Source organism: Leifsonia sp. NPDC056665 (assembly GCF_042791795.1).
Classification (GTDB): Bacteria; Actinomycetota; Actinomycetes; order Actinomycetales; family Microbacteriaceae; genus Leifsonia.
Genome location: NZ_JBHTXK010000005.1, coordinates 36,615 through 51,313, shown reverse-complemented (window position 1 = coordinate 51,313; position 14,699 = coordinate 36,615). Strand labels below are relative to the sequence as shown.

At 69.9% G+C, this 14,699-nt stretch carries 12 protein-coding genes; 3 read left to right on the top strand and 9 right to left on the bottom strand.

The annotated features are described in order from the left end of the window. Nucleotides 1-18 precede the first annotated feature (18 nt). Both ACFQ9V_RS07155 and ACFQ9V_RS07150 read right to left on the bottom strand, forming a co-directional pair. Nucleotides 19-1,005: an amino acid ABC transporter permease gene (locus ACFQ9V_RS07155; protein WP_382458477.1), complete on the bottom strand. Its 987-nt coding sequence runs from the start codon at nt 1,003-1,005 to the stop codon at nt 19-21. Between the two features lie 4 nt (nt 1,006-1,009). Next, the gene (locus tag ACFQ9V_RS07150; protein ID WP_370054301.1) at nt 1,010-1,912 is read right to left on the bottom strand and encodes an ABC transporter substrate-binding protein; all 903 of its coding nucleotides are present in this window, start codon (nt 1,910-1,912) and stop codon (nt 1,010-1,012) included. Between the two features lie 220 nt (nt 1,913-2,132). On the opposite strand from ACFQ9V_RS07150, the gene ACFQ9V_RS07145 reads away from it, so the two are divergent. Continuing rightward, on the top strand, nt 2,133-2,642 hold the full coding sequence (locus ACFQ9V_RS07145) for a GNAT family N-acetyltransferase (RefSeq protein ID WP_382458476.1): 510 nt from the start codon (nt 2,133-2,135) through the stop codon (nt 2,640-2,642). 75 nt (nt 2,643-2,717) lie between these two features. Here the strand turns inward: ACFQ9V_RS07145 and ACFQ9V_RS07140 are convergent, their stop codons facing one another. The 6 genes from ACFQ9V_RS07140 to ACFQ9V_RS07115 all read right to left on the bottom strand — a co-directional run bounded on the left by ACFQ9V_RS07140 (nt 2,718) and on the right by ACFQ9V_RS07115 (nt 11,106). Continuing rightward, nucleotides 2,718-4,178, bottom strand: coding sequence for an aromatic amino acid lyase (locus ACFQ9V_RS07140; RefSeq protein ID WP_382458475.1), 1,461 nt, complete (start codon nt 4,176-4,178; stop codon nt 2,718-2,720). A gap of 20 nt (nt 4,179-4,198) precedes the next feature. Next, entirely contained in the window at nt 4,199-5,500 is a 1,302-nt protein-coding gene (locus tag ACFQ9V_RS07135) for an NtaA/DmoA family FMN-dependent monooxygenase (protein ID WP_382458474.1), read from the bottom strand. 68 nt (nt 5,501-5,568) lie between these two features. Then, nucleotides 5,569-6,591 carry a PLP-dependent cysteine synthase family protein gene (locus tag ACFQ9V_RS07130; protein ID WP_382458473.1) on the bottom strand — a complete coding sequence of 341 codons (1,023 nt, stop codon included), beginning with the start codon at nt 6,589-6,591 and terminating at the stop codon, nt 5,569-5,571. A 51-nt stretch (nt 6,592-6,642) separates the two neighbouring features. After that, nucleotides 6,643-7,521 (bottom strand): sulfurtransferase, encoded by an 879-nt coding sequence (locus tag ACFQ9V_RS07125; protein ID WP_382458472.1) that lies wholly within the window; start codon nt 7,519-7,521, stop codon nt 6,643-6,645. Nucleotide 7,522: 1 nt separating this feature from the next. Next, nucleotides 7,523-8,512 (bottom strand): ribonucleotide-diphosphate reductase subunit beta, encoded by a 990-nt coding sequence (locus ACFQ9V_RS07120; RefSeq protein WP_345834361.1) that lies wholly within the window; start codon nt 8,510-8,512, stop codon nt 7,523-7,525. Between the two features lie 107 nt (nt 8,513-8,619). Further along, entirely contained in the window at nt 8,620-11,106 is a 2,487-nt protein-coding gene (locus ACFQ9V_RS07115; protein WP_382458471.1) for a ribonucleoside-diphosphate reductase subunit alpha, read from the bottom strand. Between the two features lie 284 nt (nt 11,107-11,390). Here ACFQ9V_RS07115 and ACFQ9V_RS07110 point away from each other — a divergent pair, with 284 nt between their 5' ends. Together ACFQ9V_RS07110 and ACFQ9V_RS07105 are read left to right on the top strand one after the other, a co-directional pair. Continuing rightward, a complete protein-coding gene (locus tag ACFQ9V_RS07110) occupies nt 11,391-12,602 on the top strand; it encodes an MFS transporter (protein WP_382458470.1) in 1,212 nt (403 codons plus the stop codon). A 286-nt stretch (nt 12,603-12,888) separates the two neighbouring features. Next, nucleotides 12,889-13,608, top strand: a complete 720-nt coding sequence (locus tag ACFQ9V_RS07105; protein ID WP_382458469.1) for a hypothetical protein — start codon at nt 12,889-12,891, stop codon at nt 13,606-13,608. Nucleotides 13,609-13,683: 75 nt separating this feature from the next. Here ACFQ9V_RS07105 and ACFQ9V_RS07100 read toward each other — a convergent pair whose 3' ends face one another. Next, entirely contained in the window at nt 13,684-14,664 is a 981-nt protein-coding gene (locus ACFQ9V_RS07100) for an aldo/keto reductase (protein ID WP_382458468.1), read from the bottom strand. Nucleotides 14,665-14,699 lie beyond the last annotated feature (35 nt).

Below are 14,699 nucleotides of genomic sequence, written 5' to 3'. Positions count from 1 at the left end.
CCCGTTGCGTCGTGTCGGTCATCCCTTGCCTCCCAGGTCGTTGCCGTCGGGTGCGCCGGCCGCGGGCAGAGCGCCCGTGGCGAGCGCCGGCTCCTTGTTGTCCGGTCGGCGCATGTTGACGCCGCGCGAGAAGCGCTTCTCGAGGAAGTACTGGCCCACCATCAGGATCGAGGTGAACAGCAGATACCACAGCGAGGCGACGATCAGCAGCGGGATCGGCGTGTAGGTGACCGCCGAGATGTCACGCGCGACACCGTAGAGGTCGGTAGTGAGCGGGATCGCCGCGACCAGCGAGGTGGTCTTCAGCATCGAGATGACCTCGTTGCCGGTCGGCGGGATGATCACGCGCATGGCCTGCGGGATGACGATGCGGGTCATCGTCTGCCACCACGACATGCCGAGGGCCGTCGCGGCCTCCTCCTGGCCGCTGTCGACCGAGAGGAGTCCTGCGCGCACGATCTCCGCCATGTAGGCGGCCTCGTTGAGCGCCAGGCCGATGATCGCGATGATGAACGCGTTCTGCATGAAGCCGAGGTCGAAGGTCACGCCGACGTCGGTCCACGGCACACCGAGGAAGACGTGCGGGTAGATCAGCGAGAACAGGCCCCAGAACACGAGCTGCACGTACACCGGGGTGCCGCGGAAGACCCAGAGGTAGAGCCAGGCGACGGACTTGACCACCGGGTTCGGCGACAGCCGCATCACGGCCAGAACGAGGCCCAGGATGACGCCGATGACCATCGAGTAGATCGTGAGCTGGAGGGTCACGAGCGCAGCAGCACTGATGCGCTTGTCGAAGACGTACTTGCCGACGTACTGCCAGCCGTAGGCGGAGCGCTGCGAGGCGTCGATGATGAACCAGACGAACAGCAGGACGATCACGACCGCGAACACGATCCGCCACGGGTGGCGGAGCTTGATCGCCTTGATCGGCTCGGACGGCGGGGCGCCGGCCGGCGACGGGGCTGCCCCCGTCGCCGGACCGGCAGGAATGCCCTGGGACATCAGGTCAGCTCTTCGACGCTGCGTTGAGGTCCGCCTTCGTGACGCTGCCGTCGGCGACACCCCACTTGTCGAGGATCTTCTTGTAGGTGCCGTCGTCGATCAGCGCCTGGATGGTCTTCTGCAGCACCGGGGTCAGGTCGGAGTTCTTGGCGACCGGGATGCCGTAGGGCGCGACGTCGAAGGTCTTGCCCGCGGCCTGGAGCTTGCCGCTCGACTTGGACACGGCGTACAGCGTGACGGGCGAGTCGGCGCTGAGCGCGTCCGCCTTGCCGAGGATGACCGCGTTGGTGGCGTCGTCCTGGTTGTCGTAGCGCAGCGCCTGGATGGCGGGCTTGCCCTTGTCGGTGCAGGCCTTCGACTTGGCGGGGACCTCGTCGGTGTCCTCGTAGGTGGTCGACTGGACGGCGACCTTCATGCCGCAGGCGTTGTCCGGGTCGACGGTCTTGCCCTTGGCGGACGCCCACAGGATGCCGGCGTTGTAGTAGTTGACGAAGTCGACCTGCTTCTCGCGTTCGACCGTGTCGGTGAACGAGGACATCCCGAAGTCGTCCTTGCCTCCGGTGATGCTGGGGATGATGTTGTCGAACTTGGCGATCGCGTAGTTGATCTTGAGGCCGAGCTTCTGGCCGATCGCGTTGGTGAAGTCGACCTCCCAGCCGGCGGGGTTGCCGTTGTCGTCCTTGTACTCGTTCGGCGGGTACGTGTCGTCCATGCCGACGGTGAGGACACCGGCGGACTTGATCTTTGAGGGGACGCTGTTCGCGAGCGAGTCGTCCTTCTTCACGTCGAACGCGGCGCTCGACGCTGAGCCGCTCGACGAGGGGGTGGAGTTGTCGACACAGCCGGACAGCGCGAGCGCTGCCACGGCGGCGAGGGCGGCCACGGGGGCCACGGAACGGATGCGCATGATGGTAGTTGTCCTTCTTCCTGGTGCAGGATGTGCAGGGAGGGGTAAGGGGAGAATACCCTAGGCCCCACGCGTTATACGCATACTAAATCGCGCGTGAAACGCCAGTTTTCCTGCAAGTTTCGCAGAGATTTCGTCTTTCTTTGCGCGGAATCCGTTGTTTGCGACCCCCGGTGACATCGAATGCGCGCGACGCGCGCCGCCACGCTAGGGTCGGGTCGTGATCCAACCGCAATCCGGCCTCGCCGCGACGGCTCGCGTGGTCGTCACCCGCCCCGACGATCCGCTCGCCGCACCGCTGGTCGAGGAGCTCTCCCGCGAGTACGACGAACGCTACGGATTCAACGACGGCATCCCCTCCTCGGCGGAGCTGTCGCGGTATCCCGCAGAGCGCTTCACCGCGGAGGAGGGCGGCACGTTCCTGCTGCTCGTGGACGAGGACGGCACCCCGGTCGCGGGCGGCGCGTTCATGCGGGAGGACGACGCCACCGTCGAGGTCAAGCGGGTCTGGACGCACTCCGCGTTCCGCCGGCAGGGGCTCGCCCGCCGGGTGATGAGCGAGCTGGAGGCGGAGGCCGCCCGCCGCGGCATCAGCACGATCGTGCTCACCACCGGCGCCCGCCAGCCCGAGGCGGTCGCGCTGTACATCTCGCTCGGTTACTCGCCGCTGTTCGACCTCGACGGCGACTGGGAGCGCGTCTCGTACCTCGCCTTCCGCAAGGACCTCTAGCGCGCGTCCCGATTCGTGCAGAATGGTCGTGAATCAGGTCACCAAACGCGACATTCGGCACGAATGTGTGGAGCGTCAGCCGAGGAGGTGGCGCTCGGTGCTGCGCACAAGCGCGTCGGCGGACGGCGCCGCGCCGAGGGCGCCGGTGATCGCCGCCGCGAGCGGGGCCGTGCCCGCGCCAGTCGGCACCGCGTCGAGGACGCCGAGCAGGTCGGCGGCGTGCAGCGCCTCGATCGCCAGCACCTCGCCGGTGAGCGCGAGCGACCGCTGCAGGAGGCGGAGCGCCAGCGGCGCGTAGGTCGCGTGGTCCTCCACCCCGGAGAGCGTCGAACTGCCGAGGGTCGCGGGCGCAGCGAGCTGGCGCACCTCGGCGACGGCGTCGGCCGCCGCGTACAGGAGGAGGCCGGGGACTCGCGTGCGGCCGTCGCGCCGGGCGGGCGCGAGCGCGAGCGAGAGGGCGGCGCTGCGACGCTCCGACGCCTCGGCGACATGGGCGAGGGCGACGCGGAGGTTCTCCAGCGCGAGCGCCAGCGGCAGCGCCTGGAAGTTGCCGCCCGAGATCAGGCGGCCGCTCGGGAGGTCGACCACGGGGTTCTCCGAGCGCGCGGCGAGCTCCACCTCCAGCTCGGAGCGGAGGCGGGCGACGGCCTCCCGCAGTGCGCCGTGGAGCTGCGGCGCCGTCCGGAAGGCGAGCGGGTCCTGGACGCTGACCGTGCGGTCTGTCGCCTCCAGGGCGCTGCCGGCCAGGGCCGCGCGGATCGCCTGGGCGGACGCACGCTGGCCCTCGCCTCCGCGCGCGTCGGCCACGGCCTCGGCGTACGGGCTGAGGTTGCCTGCCGGGCCGTGCGCGGCGACCGCCTCCAGCGACAGCGCGACGACCAGGTCGGCCGCCTCGGCCAGCTGCCGGGCGGCGACGGCGGCGAGCGAGCCGACGCCCACGCTCAGCGCGTTGGCGCTGAGGGCGGCGAGCGCCTCGTGCGGTGCGAGTTCGATCGGGTGGAGGCCGGCGTCCGCGAGCGCTTCCGCTGCCGGCACCTCCGCGCCATCACGCAGTACGGCCCCGGTGCCGATGACCACAGCGGCGACCTCCGCCAGCGCTGTCAGGTCCGCCGCCCCCACCGACCCGCGCGACGGGATGCGCGGCGTCACGCCCGCGTTGAGCAGTGCCGCGTACGCGTCGGCGAGCTCGGGCCGCACGCCCGCTCCCCCGCGCGTGAAGCCGGCGAGCCGGGCGGCGACCACCGCGCGCGCCTCAATCTCGGTGAGCGGCTCGCTGACGCCGCCGCGGTGGTTCGCGATGGTGCGGCGCTGGAAGGCCGCCAGCTCGCCGGCGTCCACCGCGTCGTCCCGTCCGGCGCCGAGTCGGCGGTTCAGCCCGTAGACCGGCTCACCCGACTCGATCGCGCGGTCGACCACGGCGCGGGAGGCCGCGAGCGTCGCCCGGGCGTCGGTGTCGAGCTCGACCGGAGCGCCCTCCGCGACCGCCGCGATGTCGGAGACGGTCGGAGGCTGCGCGCCGAATCGGACGGTGCGCATCTCAGAAGACCATGCCCATCTCAGAAGTCGGCCAGGTTCTGCCGCAGGCCGCCGTCGCCGAGCTCGGTGCGCAGCAGGCCGCGCCGCCGCAGGGCGGGCACCAGCGGGTCGAGCGTGCGGTGGACGTTGGCCGGGTGCACCTGGCCGGTGAAGAGGAACCCGTCGCCGCCGACGGCCTCCCCCAGCTCGCCCAGGTGGTTGGCCACCTCGTCGGCCGTGCCGATGATGGCCAGGCCGTCCTTCTTCGCCCGGGTCTGCAGGATCTCGCGCAGCGTGGAGCCGGCCGGAGCCGACGAGACGAAGTTGTCGAGCGTGCCGCGGTTGCTGTTGGTGGTCACGTCCGGCAGCGGGGCGTCGAGGTCGAAGGTCTTGAAGTCGACGCCCGTCAGGTAGCTGATCGACTGGAGCTGCTCGTCGATCGCGGCCTGCGTCAGCTCGGCGCGCGCGGCGCGGACGCTCGCGGTCTCCTCGGCGTTCGCGGTGAGGATCGGCTGCACGACGAACAGCACCTTCACCGCGTCGGCCGGGCGGCCGTGCTGCACGGCGACCTCCCGGATGCTGTCGCGGTACTCGCGCATCCGCTCGGCGGTGGAGGCCAGCGCCAGCACCACGTCCGAGTTCTTGCCGGCGAAGTCGCGGCCGCGGCCGGACGCGCCCGCCTGCACCATGACCGGGTCCTCCGCCGCCGGCGCGGTGTTGAGCGGGCCGCGGACGCGGAAGAAGCGGCCCTCGTGGTCGATGGTGTGCACCTTGCGGTAGTCGGCGAAGACGCCGCCCGCGACGTCCTCCACGATCGCGTCGGGCTCCCAGCTCCGCCAGAGCTTGCGGACGACATCCACCCACTCGTCGGCGCGGTCGTAGCGCAGGTCGTGCTCGACCTGCTTGTCGAGGCCGTAGTTCTGCGCGGCAAGGTCGGAGCCGCTGGTCACGACGTTGAAGCCGAGCCGGCCTCCCGCGAAGTGCTGCAGCGTGCTCAGCAGACGCGCGGCGGTGAACGGCTCGTAGAAGCTCGCACTGAGCGTCGGCACGATGCCGAGCCGGGAGGTCGCCCCGAGCAGGTAGGGCACGAGCGGCAGCGGGTCGTGCTTCGGGACGAAGCGCGCTGCGGCGAGGTTCACCTCGGCCGAGCCGCCGTAGGTGTCGGGCACGGCCACGCCGTCCTCGATGATGAAGAGGTCGAAGCCGGCGCCCTCGAACGCGCGCGCGGCGTCCTGGTAGACCGGCGGCTGCTTCCAGTCGTAGCCGACGCCGTAACTCGGGTCGCCCCAGCCCTGGACGCCGAAGCCCGCGCCGAGGAACCAGCCGAAGTGGAGGAGTGCCATGCGTTCCCTGCTGTCAGTGGCCGGAGGACCGGCCGTCGTGTCGTGCGGTGCGGTTGCGTGCCGCGGTGTCAGTCGACGCCGACGCCCGCGGCGGTCAGCCAGTCCGCGTCGTACGCCTTGGTCAGGTAGTTGGTGCCGCCGTCCGGGGCGATCGCCACGATGACCGACCCGGGCCGGGCCTCCCGCGCCACCCGCAGGGCCGCAGCGACGGCGAGCGCCGACGACGGACCGAGCAGCAGCGCCTCCTCGGCGGCGAGCCGGCGGAGCGTGCGGTAGACCACACCATCCTCGACCGTGTGCACCTCGTCCACCACCCCCGGGTCGAACGTCTGCGGCCAGAACTCGCGGGGCCACGCGGTCCCGACACCGTCGACCAGGATGCGGCCGGCCGCTCCCCCGTCGTAGGTCGAGCCCGCCGGGTTGGCGCCGTGCACTTCGACGGCGCCGCCGCTGACCTCCTTGAGGTAGCGTCCGGTGCCGCTCACGGTGCCGCCGGTGCCGATCGCGGCCACGAAGTGCGTTACCCGGCCCGCGGTCTGCCGCCAGATCTCCGGCCCGGTGCCACGGTAGTGCGCGTCGGGGTTGGCGGTGTTCGCGAACTGGGCGGGCCGCCAGGAGCCGGGGGTCTCGGCGGCGATCCGGTCGGCGACCGCGCGCGGGTTGGCCGGGTCGTCGGGCCCGGCCTCCCAGTCGGCCTCCACCAGGCGGGCGCCGTAGGCCGCGAGGACCTTGCGCTTCTCGTCGGAGATGTCGGAGGCGTGGACGATGACGACCGGATGGCCGGTGAGCCGGCCGATCAGGGCGAGGCCGATCCCGGTGTTGCCGCTGGTGGCCTCCACGATCGTGCCGCCCGAGGCGAGCGCGCCTGCCGCCTCCGCGGTGCGGATCATGTTGAGCGCGATGCGGTCCTTGGACGAGCCGCCCGGGTTGCGGCCCTCCAGCTTGACCAGGACCCGCACATCGAGCCCGGACGGCAGCGAGTGCAGCTCGACGATCGGGGTGTTGCCGATGAGCGCCGCCGCCGAGTCACAGACCTCGCCCAGCGGGAGGTTCCCGGGGGCGGAGGAGGGGATCAGATCGAGCGCGGTCATGGAGGAACGATAGGCCCGTGCGCTGGGAAGCGCACGGGCTGTTTCGACGTGTTACGCGGCGCCCACCGCGACGGGACGCGCGGGGTCGTTGGACCAGGCGGAGAACGAGCCGGGATACAGCGCAGGCATCGGCAGGCCGGCGGCCTCCATCGCGAGAGCGGCATGCGCGGCGGTGACACCGGAGCCGCAGTAGACGCCCGCGGGAGTGCCGGCTGTGACGCCGAGCTCGGCGAACCGGGCGGCGAGCTGTTCGGGGCTCAGCATCCGGCCGTCCGGCCCGATGGTGTCGGCGGTCGGGGCGCTCACGGCGCCAGGGATGTGCCCCGCCCGCGGATCGATCGGCTCGACCTCGCCGCGGAACCGCTCGCCCGCTCGCGCATCGAGCAGCACGCCGTTCGCCGGGAGCGCGGCGGCCGCGTCCGCGTCGAGCGTCGGGAGGCTCCCGTACGCGAGCTGCACCGTCCCGGGAACCATCACGGAGCTGCCCGTGTCGAGACCGCCGCCGAACGCGACCCAGGCGGCCAGGCCGCCGTCGAGCACGCGGACGTCGGCGAATCCGGCGTGGCGCAGCAGCCACCAGAGCCGGGCGGCCGAGGTGCCGGAGACGTCGTCGTAGACGACCACACTGTCCCCGGCGTTCACGCCCCACCGGCGTGCGGACGCCTGGAACGCGTCGATGTCCGGCAGCGGATGCCGGCCGTCCGTCGGCGCGCCGTGCCCGGCCAGCTCGGTGTCCAGGTCGACGTATACCGCTCCGGGAATGTGCCCCTTCGCGAACTCCCCGGCCCCGGGAGGGCCGCCGAGCTTCCAGCGCACATCGAGTACCCGCAACGTCGACCGCCGCCGGCCGGCGCCGCTCCACAGGGACTCTGTCCCTGAGGCGGCGTCCAGCGCGGCGGCAGTGATCAGCGGAGAGTTCCGCATCGTCATCTCAGTGACCGCTCGACGCCTTCGCGTTCGACTCGTACGAGGTGTTGGTCGACTCGAAGAAGTTGACCAGCTCGAGCGTGTCGTTGGCGGTCGCCATCCACTTGGCCGGGTTGGAGACCTTGTACTCGGCCTCGAAGCCGAGCTCCTCCAGGCGGCGGTCGGCCAGGTAGCGGACGTACTGGTTGATGTAGTTGGCGTTCAGGCCCAGGATGCCGCCGGGCAGGAGGTCGCGGTTGTACTGCTCCTCCATCTCCACGGCGTCCAGGATCATCTGGCGGATCTCGTTCGCGAACTCCGGCGTCTGCAGGTCGGGGTTCTCCTCCAGCACCGTCAGGATGAGGTTGATGCCGAACTTGAGGTGCAGCGACTCGTCGCGCACCACCCAGTCGATCAGCGAGCCGAAGTTGCGCAGCAGGTTCCGCTGGCGGAACGACAGCGCCACCATGAAGCCCGAGTAGAACCAGATGCCCTCGAGGATCACGTTGTACGCCACGAGGTTGCGGATGAAGTCCTGCTTGCCCTCGGTCGTCGTGATGTCGAGCGTCTGCTCGGTCATCCGCTTGATGAAGCCGACCTCGAACTCCTCCTTGCGCGCCATCGACGGGATGTCGACGTGCGAGTTGTAGGCCTGCTCGCGGTCGATCGGGAACGTCTCGAGGACGTACTCGAACGACATGCAGTGGTTGGCCTCCTCCCACATCTGCTTGGCGAGGTAGAGGTGCGCCTCGGCCGCGTTGATGTAGGGGTAGACGCCGAAGGCCAGCGCCTTGTTCACCAGGAGCTCGTTCGGGTTGAAGTAGCTCATCAGGAAGGTGACCGCGTGACGTTCCTCGTCGGTCATCCTCTTGAAGTCCGCAATGTCTTCGCCGAGCTGGATCTCGTTGGGGAACCAGGTGTTCGCGACGGCCTGGTCGTAGAGGTCCATCGCCCACTGGTACTTCACCGGCTTGAGGAGGAGGCCCTCCTCGATTCCCGTTCCCAGGATGCCCATGTTCGTCTCTTCTCTATCTGTCTCGCGGGCTTACTGGCAGGACTCGCACTGGAGGTCGTCCATCGGGTCGACGGGGACGTAGTACTCCTCGATCTTGGTGCTGTTCATTACTTCTCACCGCCAGCCGGGGTGTTGGAGGTCAGGCCGCCGAAGCCGAACCCGCGACGGGCGGGGGCGGCCGCCGGAGCGGCCTCGGTGACGGCGGGAGCGGCCGGAGCGCCGGCGCCCACCGTGGCGAAGCCGGTGCGGGCGCCCGAGATCTCCTCGGCCTTGTTGACCTTGACGGTCGACTGCTCGGCCTGGTGGCGCGGCTTCATGTGCAGGTAGTAGGTCGTCTTGACGCCCTTCTCCCACGCGGCGTAGTAGATGTCCATCATGTCGCCGAGGTCGCGCGTCTCCAGGTACATGTTGCGGCTGATCGCCTGGTCGATCCACTTCTGGGCACGGGCGGCCACCTCGATGAAGGCGTACGGCGAGAGCTGGAAGCTGGTCTTGAACGTGGCCTTGACCTCGTCCGGGATCGCCGCGATGCCCTGGATGTCGCCCTGCGAGCGCAGGATCGCCTCGCGGACGTCCTGCCAGATGCCGCGCTCCTGCAGCGTCTCGACCAGGTTGCGGTTGACCTCGAGGAACTTGCCCGAGGAGGTCGACCGGCTGAAGATCTGCGAGAACTGCGGGTCGAAGCCCGGCGTGGTGCCGGCGACGAGGCCGATGGAGGCCGTCGGGGCGATGGCCATCAGGGTGGCGTTGCGCATGCCGCCCTTGACCTTCTCGCGCAGGCGGTCCCAGTCGAGGCGGATGGTGCGGTCGACCGTGATCGGGAGGCCGCGGTCGGCCTCCGTCAGCGCGATCGAGTCGAAGGGCACCAGGCCCTGCGACCAGCGCGAGCCCTCGAAGTTCGGGTACGCGCCGCGCTCCTGCGCCAGGTCGGCGCTCTCGTCAATCGCCGCGTACGAGACGTGCTCCATGATCTCGTCGATCAGGGCGTACGCCTGCTCGCTCTCGTAGCTGAAGCCGAGGCGCTCGACGATGTCGGTGAAGCCCATCACACCGAGGCCGATCGCGCGGTTCTGCTGGTTGGAGAAGTCGGCCTCGTCCACGCTCGACACCGTGATGTCGATGAGGTTGTCGAGCTGGCGGACGGCCTGGCGGGCGCTCGCCTCGATGCGCTCCCAGTCCATCTTGCCGTCGATGAGGTGACGCGACAGGTTGATGGAGGCCAGGTTGCAGACCGAGACGTTGTCGCGGTCCTGCGGCAGCGTGATCTCGGTGCAGAGGTTGGAGAGGTGGATCGTGCCCGTGTTGTTGTTGAGGGCGCGGTTGTTGATGGTGTCCTTCCAGGTCAGCCACGGGTGGCTGGTGGTCTGCAGGCTCATCAGGATGTCCTTGAACTGCGAGCGGGCGCTGATCTTCTTGAACATGTGCAGGCGACCGGCCTCGGCCTCGCCGACGTAGAACGCGTAGCGCTCCGAGAACGCCTTGCCGTACAGCTCGTTGAGGTCGGCGACCTCAAGCGGGTCGAAGAGGTACCAGTCCTCGTCGTTCTGCACGCGCTTCATGAACTCGTCGCTGATCCAGACCGCGGTGTTGGCGGTGCGGGTGCGGCGGTACGGGTCGCCGGAGTTCTGGCGGAGGTCGAGGAACTCCGGGAAGTCCATGTGCCAGTTCTCCATGTAGAAGCACAGGGCGCCGAACTTCTTGCCGCCGCGGCTCACCGCGCGCAGCACCGAGTCGATCGTGTGCATGAACGGGATCGGGCCGGTGGAGGTGGTGTTGTTGGAGCGGATGGGCGAGCCCTGGGCGCGCAGCTTGGTGACGGCGAGGCCGATGCCGCCGGTGCCCTTGGTGAGCCACATGACGTCGCGGACCGACTTGGCGATGTGCTCGATGTCGTCCTGCATCTCCATGACGAAGCAGTTGGAGAGCTGCGGGTAGGCGGTGCCCGCGTTGACGAGCGTGGAGCCCGCGGCCAGGTACTCCAGGTTGGACATCTTGTCGTAGAACGCGAGGGCGTGCGCGGTCGGGTCGGCCTCGTTGAGGGAGAGGCCCATCGCGATGCGCATCCAGAAGTACTGGGGCACCTCGAGGGAGTCGCCGTTGCGCGCCTTGATGCCGTAGCGGTTGTTGAGGGTGACGACGCCGATGTACTTGAGCAGCTCGTCGCGCGACGGGTCGAGGAAGCCGGCCAGGCGGTCGAGGTCGAAGAGGGTCGTGAAGCGGGAGTCGAGGAGGGTCTCGGAGACGCCCCGCTCGATGTAGCCGCGGAAGTGGGACGTGTGCAGCTCGGTGAGCTCGTCGAGGGTCTCGTAGTCGCCGAGGACGCGCTTGTAGATCGTCTTGAGGAGGAGGCGTGCGGCGACGGTGTCGAACGCCGGGTCGTCCTTGACGTTCTGGAGGGCGACCTGGATGACCGCCTCGTCGAGCTGCTGGGTGGTGATCCCGTCGAAGAGGGTCAGCTCCAGCTCGCTCGCGATCTGGGTCACCCAGGTGATGTTCTCGTCCAGGCCGGCGGCGGCGTGCTCGATGGCCAAGTTGATCTTGTTGGCGTCGTACGGCTCGCGCTCGCCGTTCCGCTTCACAACAGTGATAGCCACTTTCTCTCCCTCTGTTCACCTCAACGGTGCCGCTCCGGTGAGCGGCGAAATCCCTGCGGCGGGGCGGGCGGAGCCTCCCGAAAACCTCGTATCGAGGTCTCGGGTGCCGGTCGGACCCCCTGTCGCGTCCACCACTATATAGCCGGGTGCCGACATTTCCATGCCCCCATATCTAGTGGGCGTGTCATCCACAGATGTGCAGAAGTTATGCACATTTCCACACCCCCTCGAATGGGTTTCACGACCCTTCCGTGACCGAGCTGGACCGATAGAGTGAGAAGACTGTGAGCAGCTACACGAGCCTTCTGAAGACGCCAGGCGTCGCGCGGATCATCGCCGCGCAGCTGACCGCACGCTTCCCGTTCGGGATGCTCTCGCTGGCGTTCCTGCTGCACATCGAGCGCATCCACCACTCCTACGGCGCGGCCGGGCTCGTGCTCGGCGCGATGAGCATCGGGCAGGCCATCGCCGGCCCGATGACCAGCCGGCTGATGGGCGTGGTGGGGATGCGCGTGGTGCTGTGGACGACGCTCGCGCTGTGCTCGGCCGCCGTCGCCGCGATCGGCATCTTCGTCATGCCCATCCCGCTCACCATGGCGGTGGCGTTCTTCGCCGGGCTCAGCATGCCGCCCATCCAGCCGGCCGTGCGGACGATCTATCCGAAGATGGTCAACTCGCGGCAGCTCACCCCGCTGTTCTCGCTGGACGCGTCCGCCCAGGAGATCATCTGGATCGCGGGCCCGGTCGCGATCACCTTCGTCTCCACCCAGATCGGCACCGTCGAGGGCATCCTGATGTCGGTGGCGATCATGCTGCTCGGCGGCACCTGGTTCATCTCGTCGCCCGAGGTCGGCCGGGTGCGCATCCCGCGCAGCAAGCGGCGGTTCGGCGTGGTGCTGGCGCGGCCTCCCGTGCTGCTGGCGACCGTGGTCGGCTTCCTGCTCATCGGCTCGTGCGCGGCGGTGGAGGCCGGTGTCGTGGCGAACTTCGGCGAGGGTTCGCCGTTCGCCGGCATCGTGCTGGCGATCTGGTCGCTCGGCTCGCTGGTCGGCGGCCTCGCGTTCGGGCACATCCCGATCGGGCCGTGGGCGACGGCGCGCCGGATGCTCATCGTGTTCGTCGGCGTGGTCATCTCCACGTTCATGCTGTGGTCGTGGTGGGGCCTGTCGCTGTCGCTGATCATCGCGGGCCTCGGCATCGCGCCCGCGCTGGCGGTGCTGTTCGCGATCGTGTCGGCGAGCGTGAAGTTCTCCGACACGGCGGAGGCCTACGGCTGGGTCGGCACCGGCCAGCTCATCGGAGCGGCGCTGGGCTCCGCGCTCGCGGGCTTCTTGATCGACGGGCACGGGGCGGTCGGCGCATTCTGGGTGGCCGGCGCGTTCGCGCTGGTCGGCTTCGTCGTGCCCGCGCTGGCGTGGCGGGTGCACCCCGACCTCCGCGGCCGCGACGCGTCCCCCATCCCCGACACCGAGCCCGTCCCCGTCCAGCCCTCCTAGCCGCCCCTCCCCCGAAGGGCACGTTGTTGTCACTTTTGCGCCCGAAAAGTGACAACAACGTGCCCCTCGGCGCCCGGGGCTGTGGATAACTCGGGCCGGGGGGTTGCGTGGCTGGCAGGGTGGCGGGATGACGCGACGCATCGACCCTCTTCCTCGGCCGCTTCAGAGCGGGCCTTTCTCAACGCGAACCGCACTCGACTCCGGGGTGGGAGCCCGGCGACTGCGTAGGAGCGACCTCGTCCGGCCCATCCGAGGCTTCCGCATCGCCAAGGCGGAGGATGGGCTGGTGTCCCGGTGCCGCGCGTATGCGTCGCATCGCGGGACGGATTTCGCGTTCAGCCACACCACCGCGGCGATCCTCTACGGGATACCGCTTCCCCGGGCCGACGGAACCATCCACGTGAGCGTTCGCGCACCCGGTCGCGCACCGACCATCGAGGGGTTCGCCGGTCACAAGCTCGGTCGGTGGGAGATCCGCATGGTCGCGGACCTGCCGGTCACGACGCCCGAGCAGACGTGGCTGGACCTCGCGCAGCTCCTCCATCGGGACGCGCTGGTCGCGGCAGGGGACTACCTCGTCGGCGGAGCGGAGCCGCTCACGGATCGGCTGGCGCTCGCGCACGCAGCCGCGGCTGCTGCGGGGCGCCGGGGTGTCGGTCGGGCACGGGAAGCAATCGAACTCGTCCGGGTGGGGGCCGAGTCCCCTGGCGAGACCCGGCTCAGACTGCTGCTCGCCGAGGCGGCGCTGCCGTCGCCCGTGCTCAATCACGAACTGCGGACGGCCGAGGGCGCCTTCGTCGCCCGCGTCGATTTCGCTTTCATCGCCAAGCGCGTCGCGCTGGAATACGAGGGCGACATCCATCGGGTGGACCAGGCGACCTGGCGCAAGGATCTCCGCCGCCGCGAGCGCGTCGAAGATCTCGGCTGGCGCATGGTGCGCGTGACCGCGGACGACATCGCTGCCCCCGCCGAGCTCATCCGCCGCCTCCGCCGCCTCCTCGCCTGAACCCGGCCCGCGAGGGGCACGTTGTTGTCACTTTCGCGGGCGAAAAGTGACAACAACGTGCCCCTCGCGGAGGAGCTACCAGCGGGGGTGGGTGGTGGGGCGGAAGTGGGCGTCGTACAGGGCGCGGACGGAGTCCGCGAAGCCGGCGGGGAGCGCGACGCCCGCGGCGGCGGCGTTCGCGCGGGCCTGCTCGGGCGAGCGGGCGCCGGGGATGACGGTGCTCACGCCGTCCTGCGCGATGATCCACGCGAGCGCCGCCTGCGCGGGCGTCGCACCATCGGGCGCCAGCGCGGCGAACTCGCGCGCTGCGCGCACGCCCTCCGCGTAGTCGACGCCCGAGAAGGTCTCCCCCACGTCGAACGCCTCGCCGTGCCGGTTGTAGCTGCGGTGGTCGTCGGCGGCGAACTCCGTCGTCTCGGAGTAGCGGCCGCTCAGCAGCCCGGAGGCCAGCGGCACGCGCGCGATGATCCCGACCCCGGCCTCCCGGGCCGCCGGCAGCACCTCGTCGAGCGGCTTCAGCCGGAAGGCGTTGAGGATGATCTGCACGGTGGCCGTGCCCGGCCGCGCGATGGCCTCCAGGGCCTCGGCGCAGGTCTCCACGCTGACGCCGTAGTTGGCGATCGCACCCTCCTCGACCAGGGTGTCGAGCGCGTCGTAGACGGCGGCGTTCGAGAAGACGGGGGTGGGCGGGCAGTGCAGCTGGACGAGGTCGAGTGTGTCCATCCCGAGGTTGAGGCGGGAGCGGTCCGTCCACTCGCGGAACTTCGCGAGCGTGAAGTTGGCCGGGTTCTGCTCCTCGCGGCGGCCCATCTTGGTCGCGATGGTCAGCGGGAGGTCCGGGCGGGAGGCGCGGTAGCGGCCGATGAGCTGCTCGCTGCGGCCGTCGCCGTAGACGTCGGCGGTGTCGAAGAAGGTGACTCCGGCCTCCGTCGCCGCGTCGAGGACGGCGAGCGCGTCAGCCTCGGTGACGTCGCCCCAGTCGGCGCCGAGCTGCCAGGTGCCGAGACCGATGACCGACACGTCGCGTCCGGTCCGTCCGAGGGTGCGTTTCTCCATGCCCTCCACCCTATGCGCCCCGCTATCGACGCCGA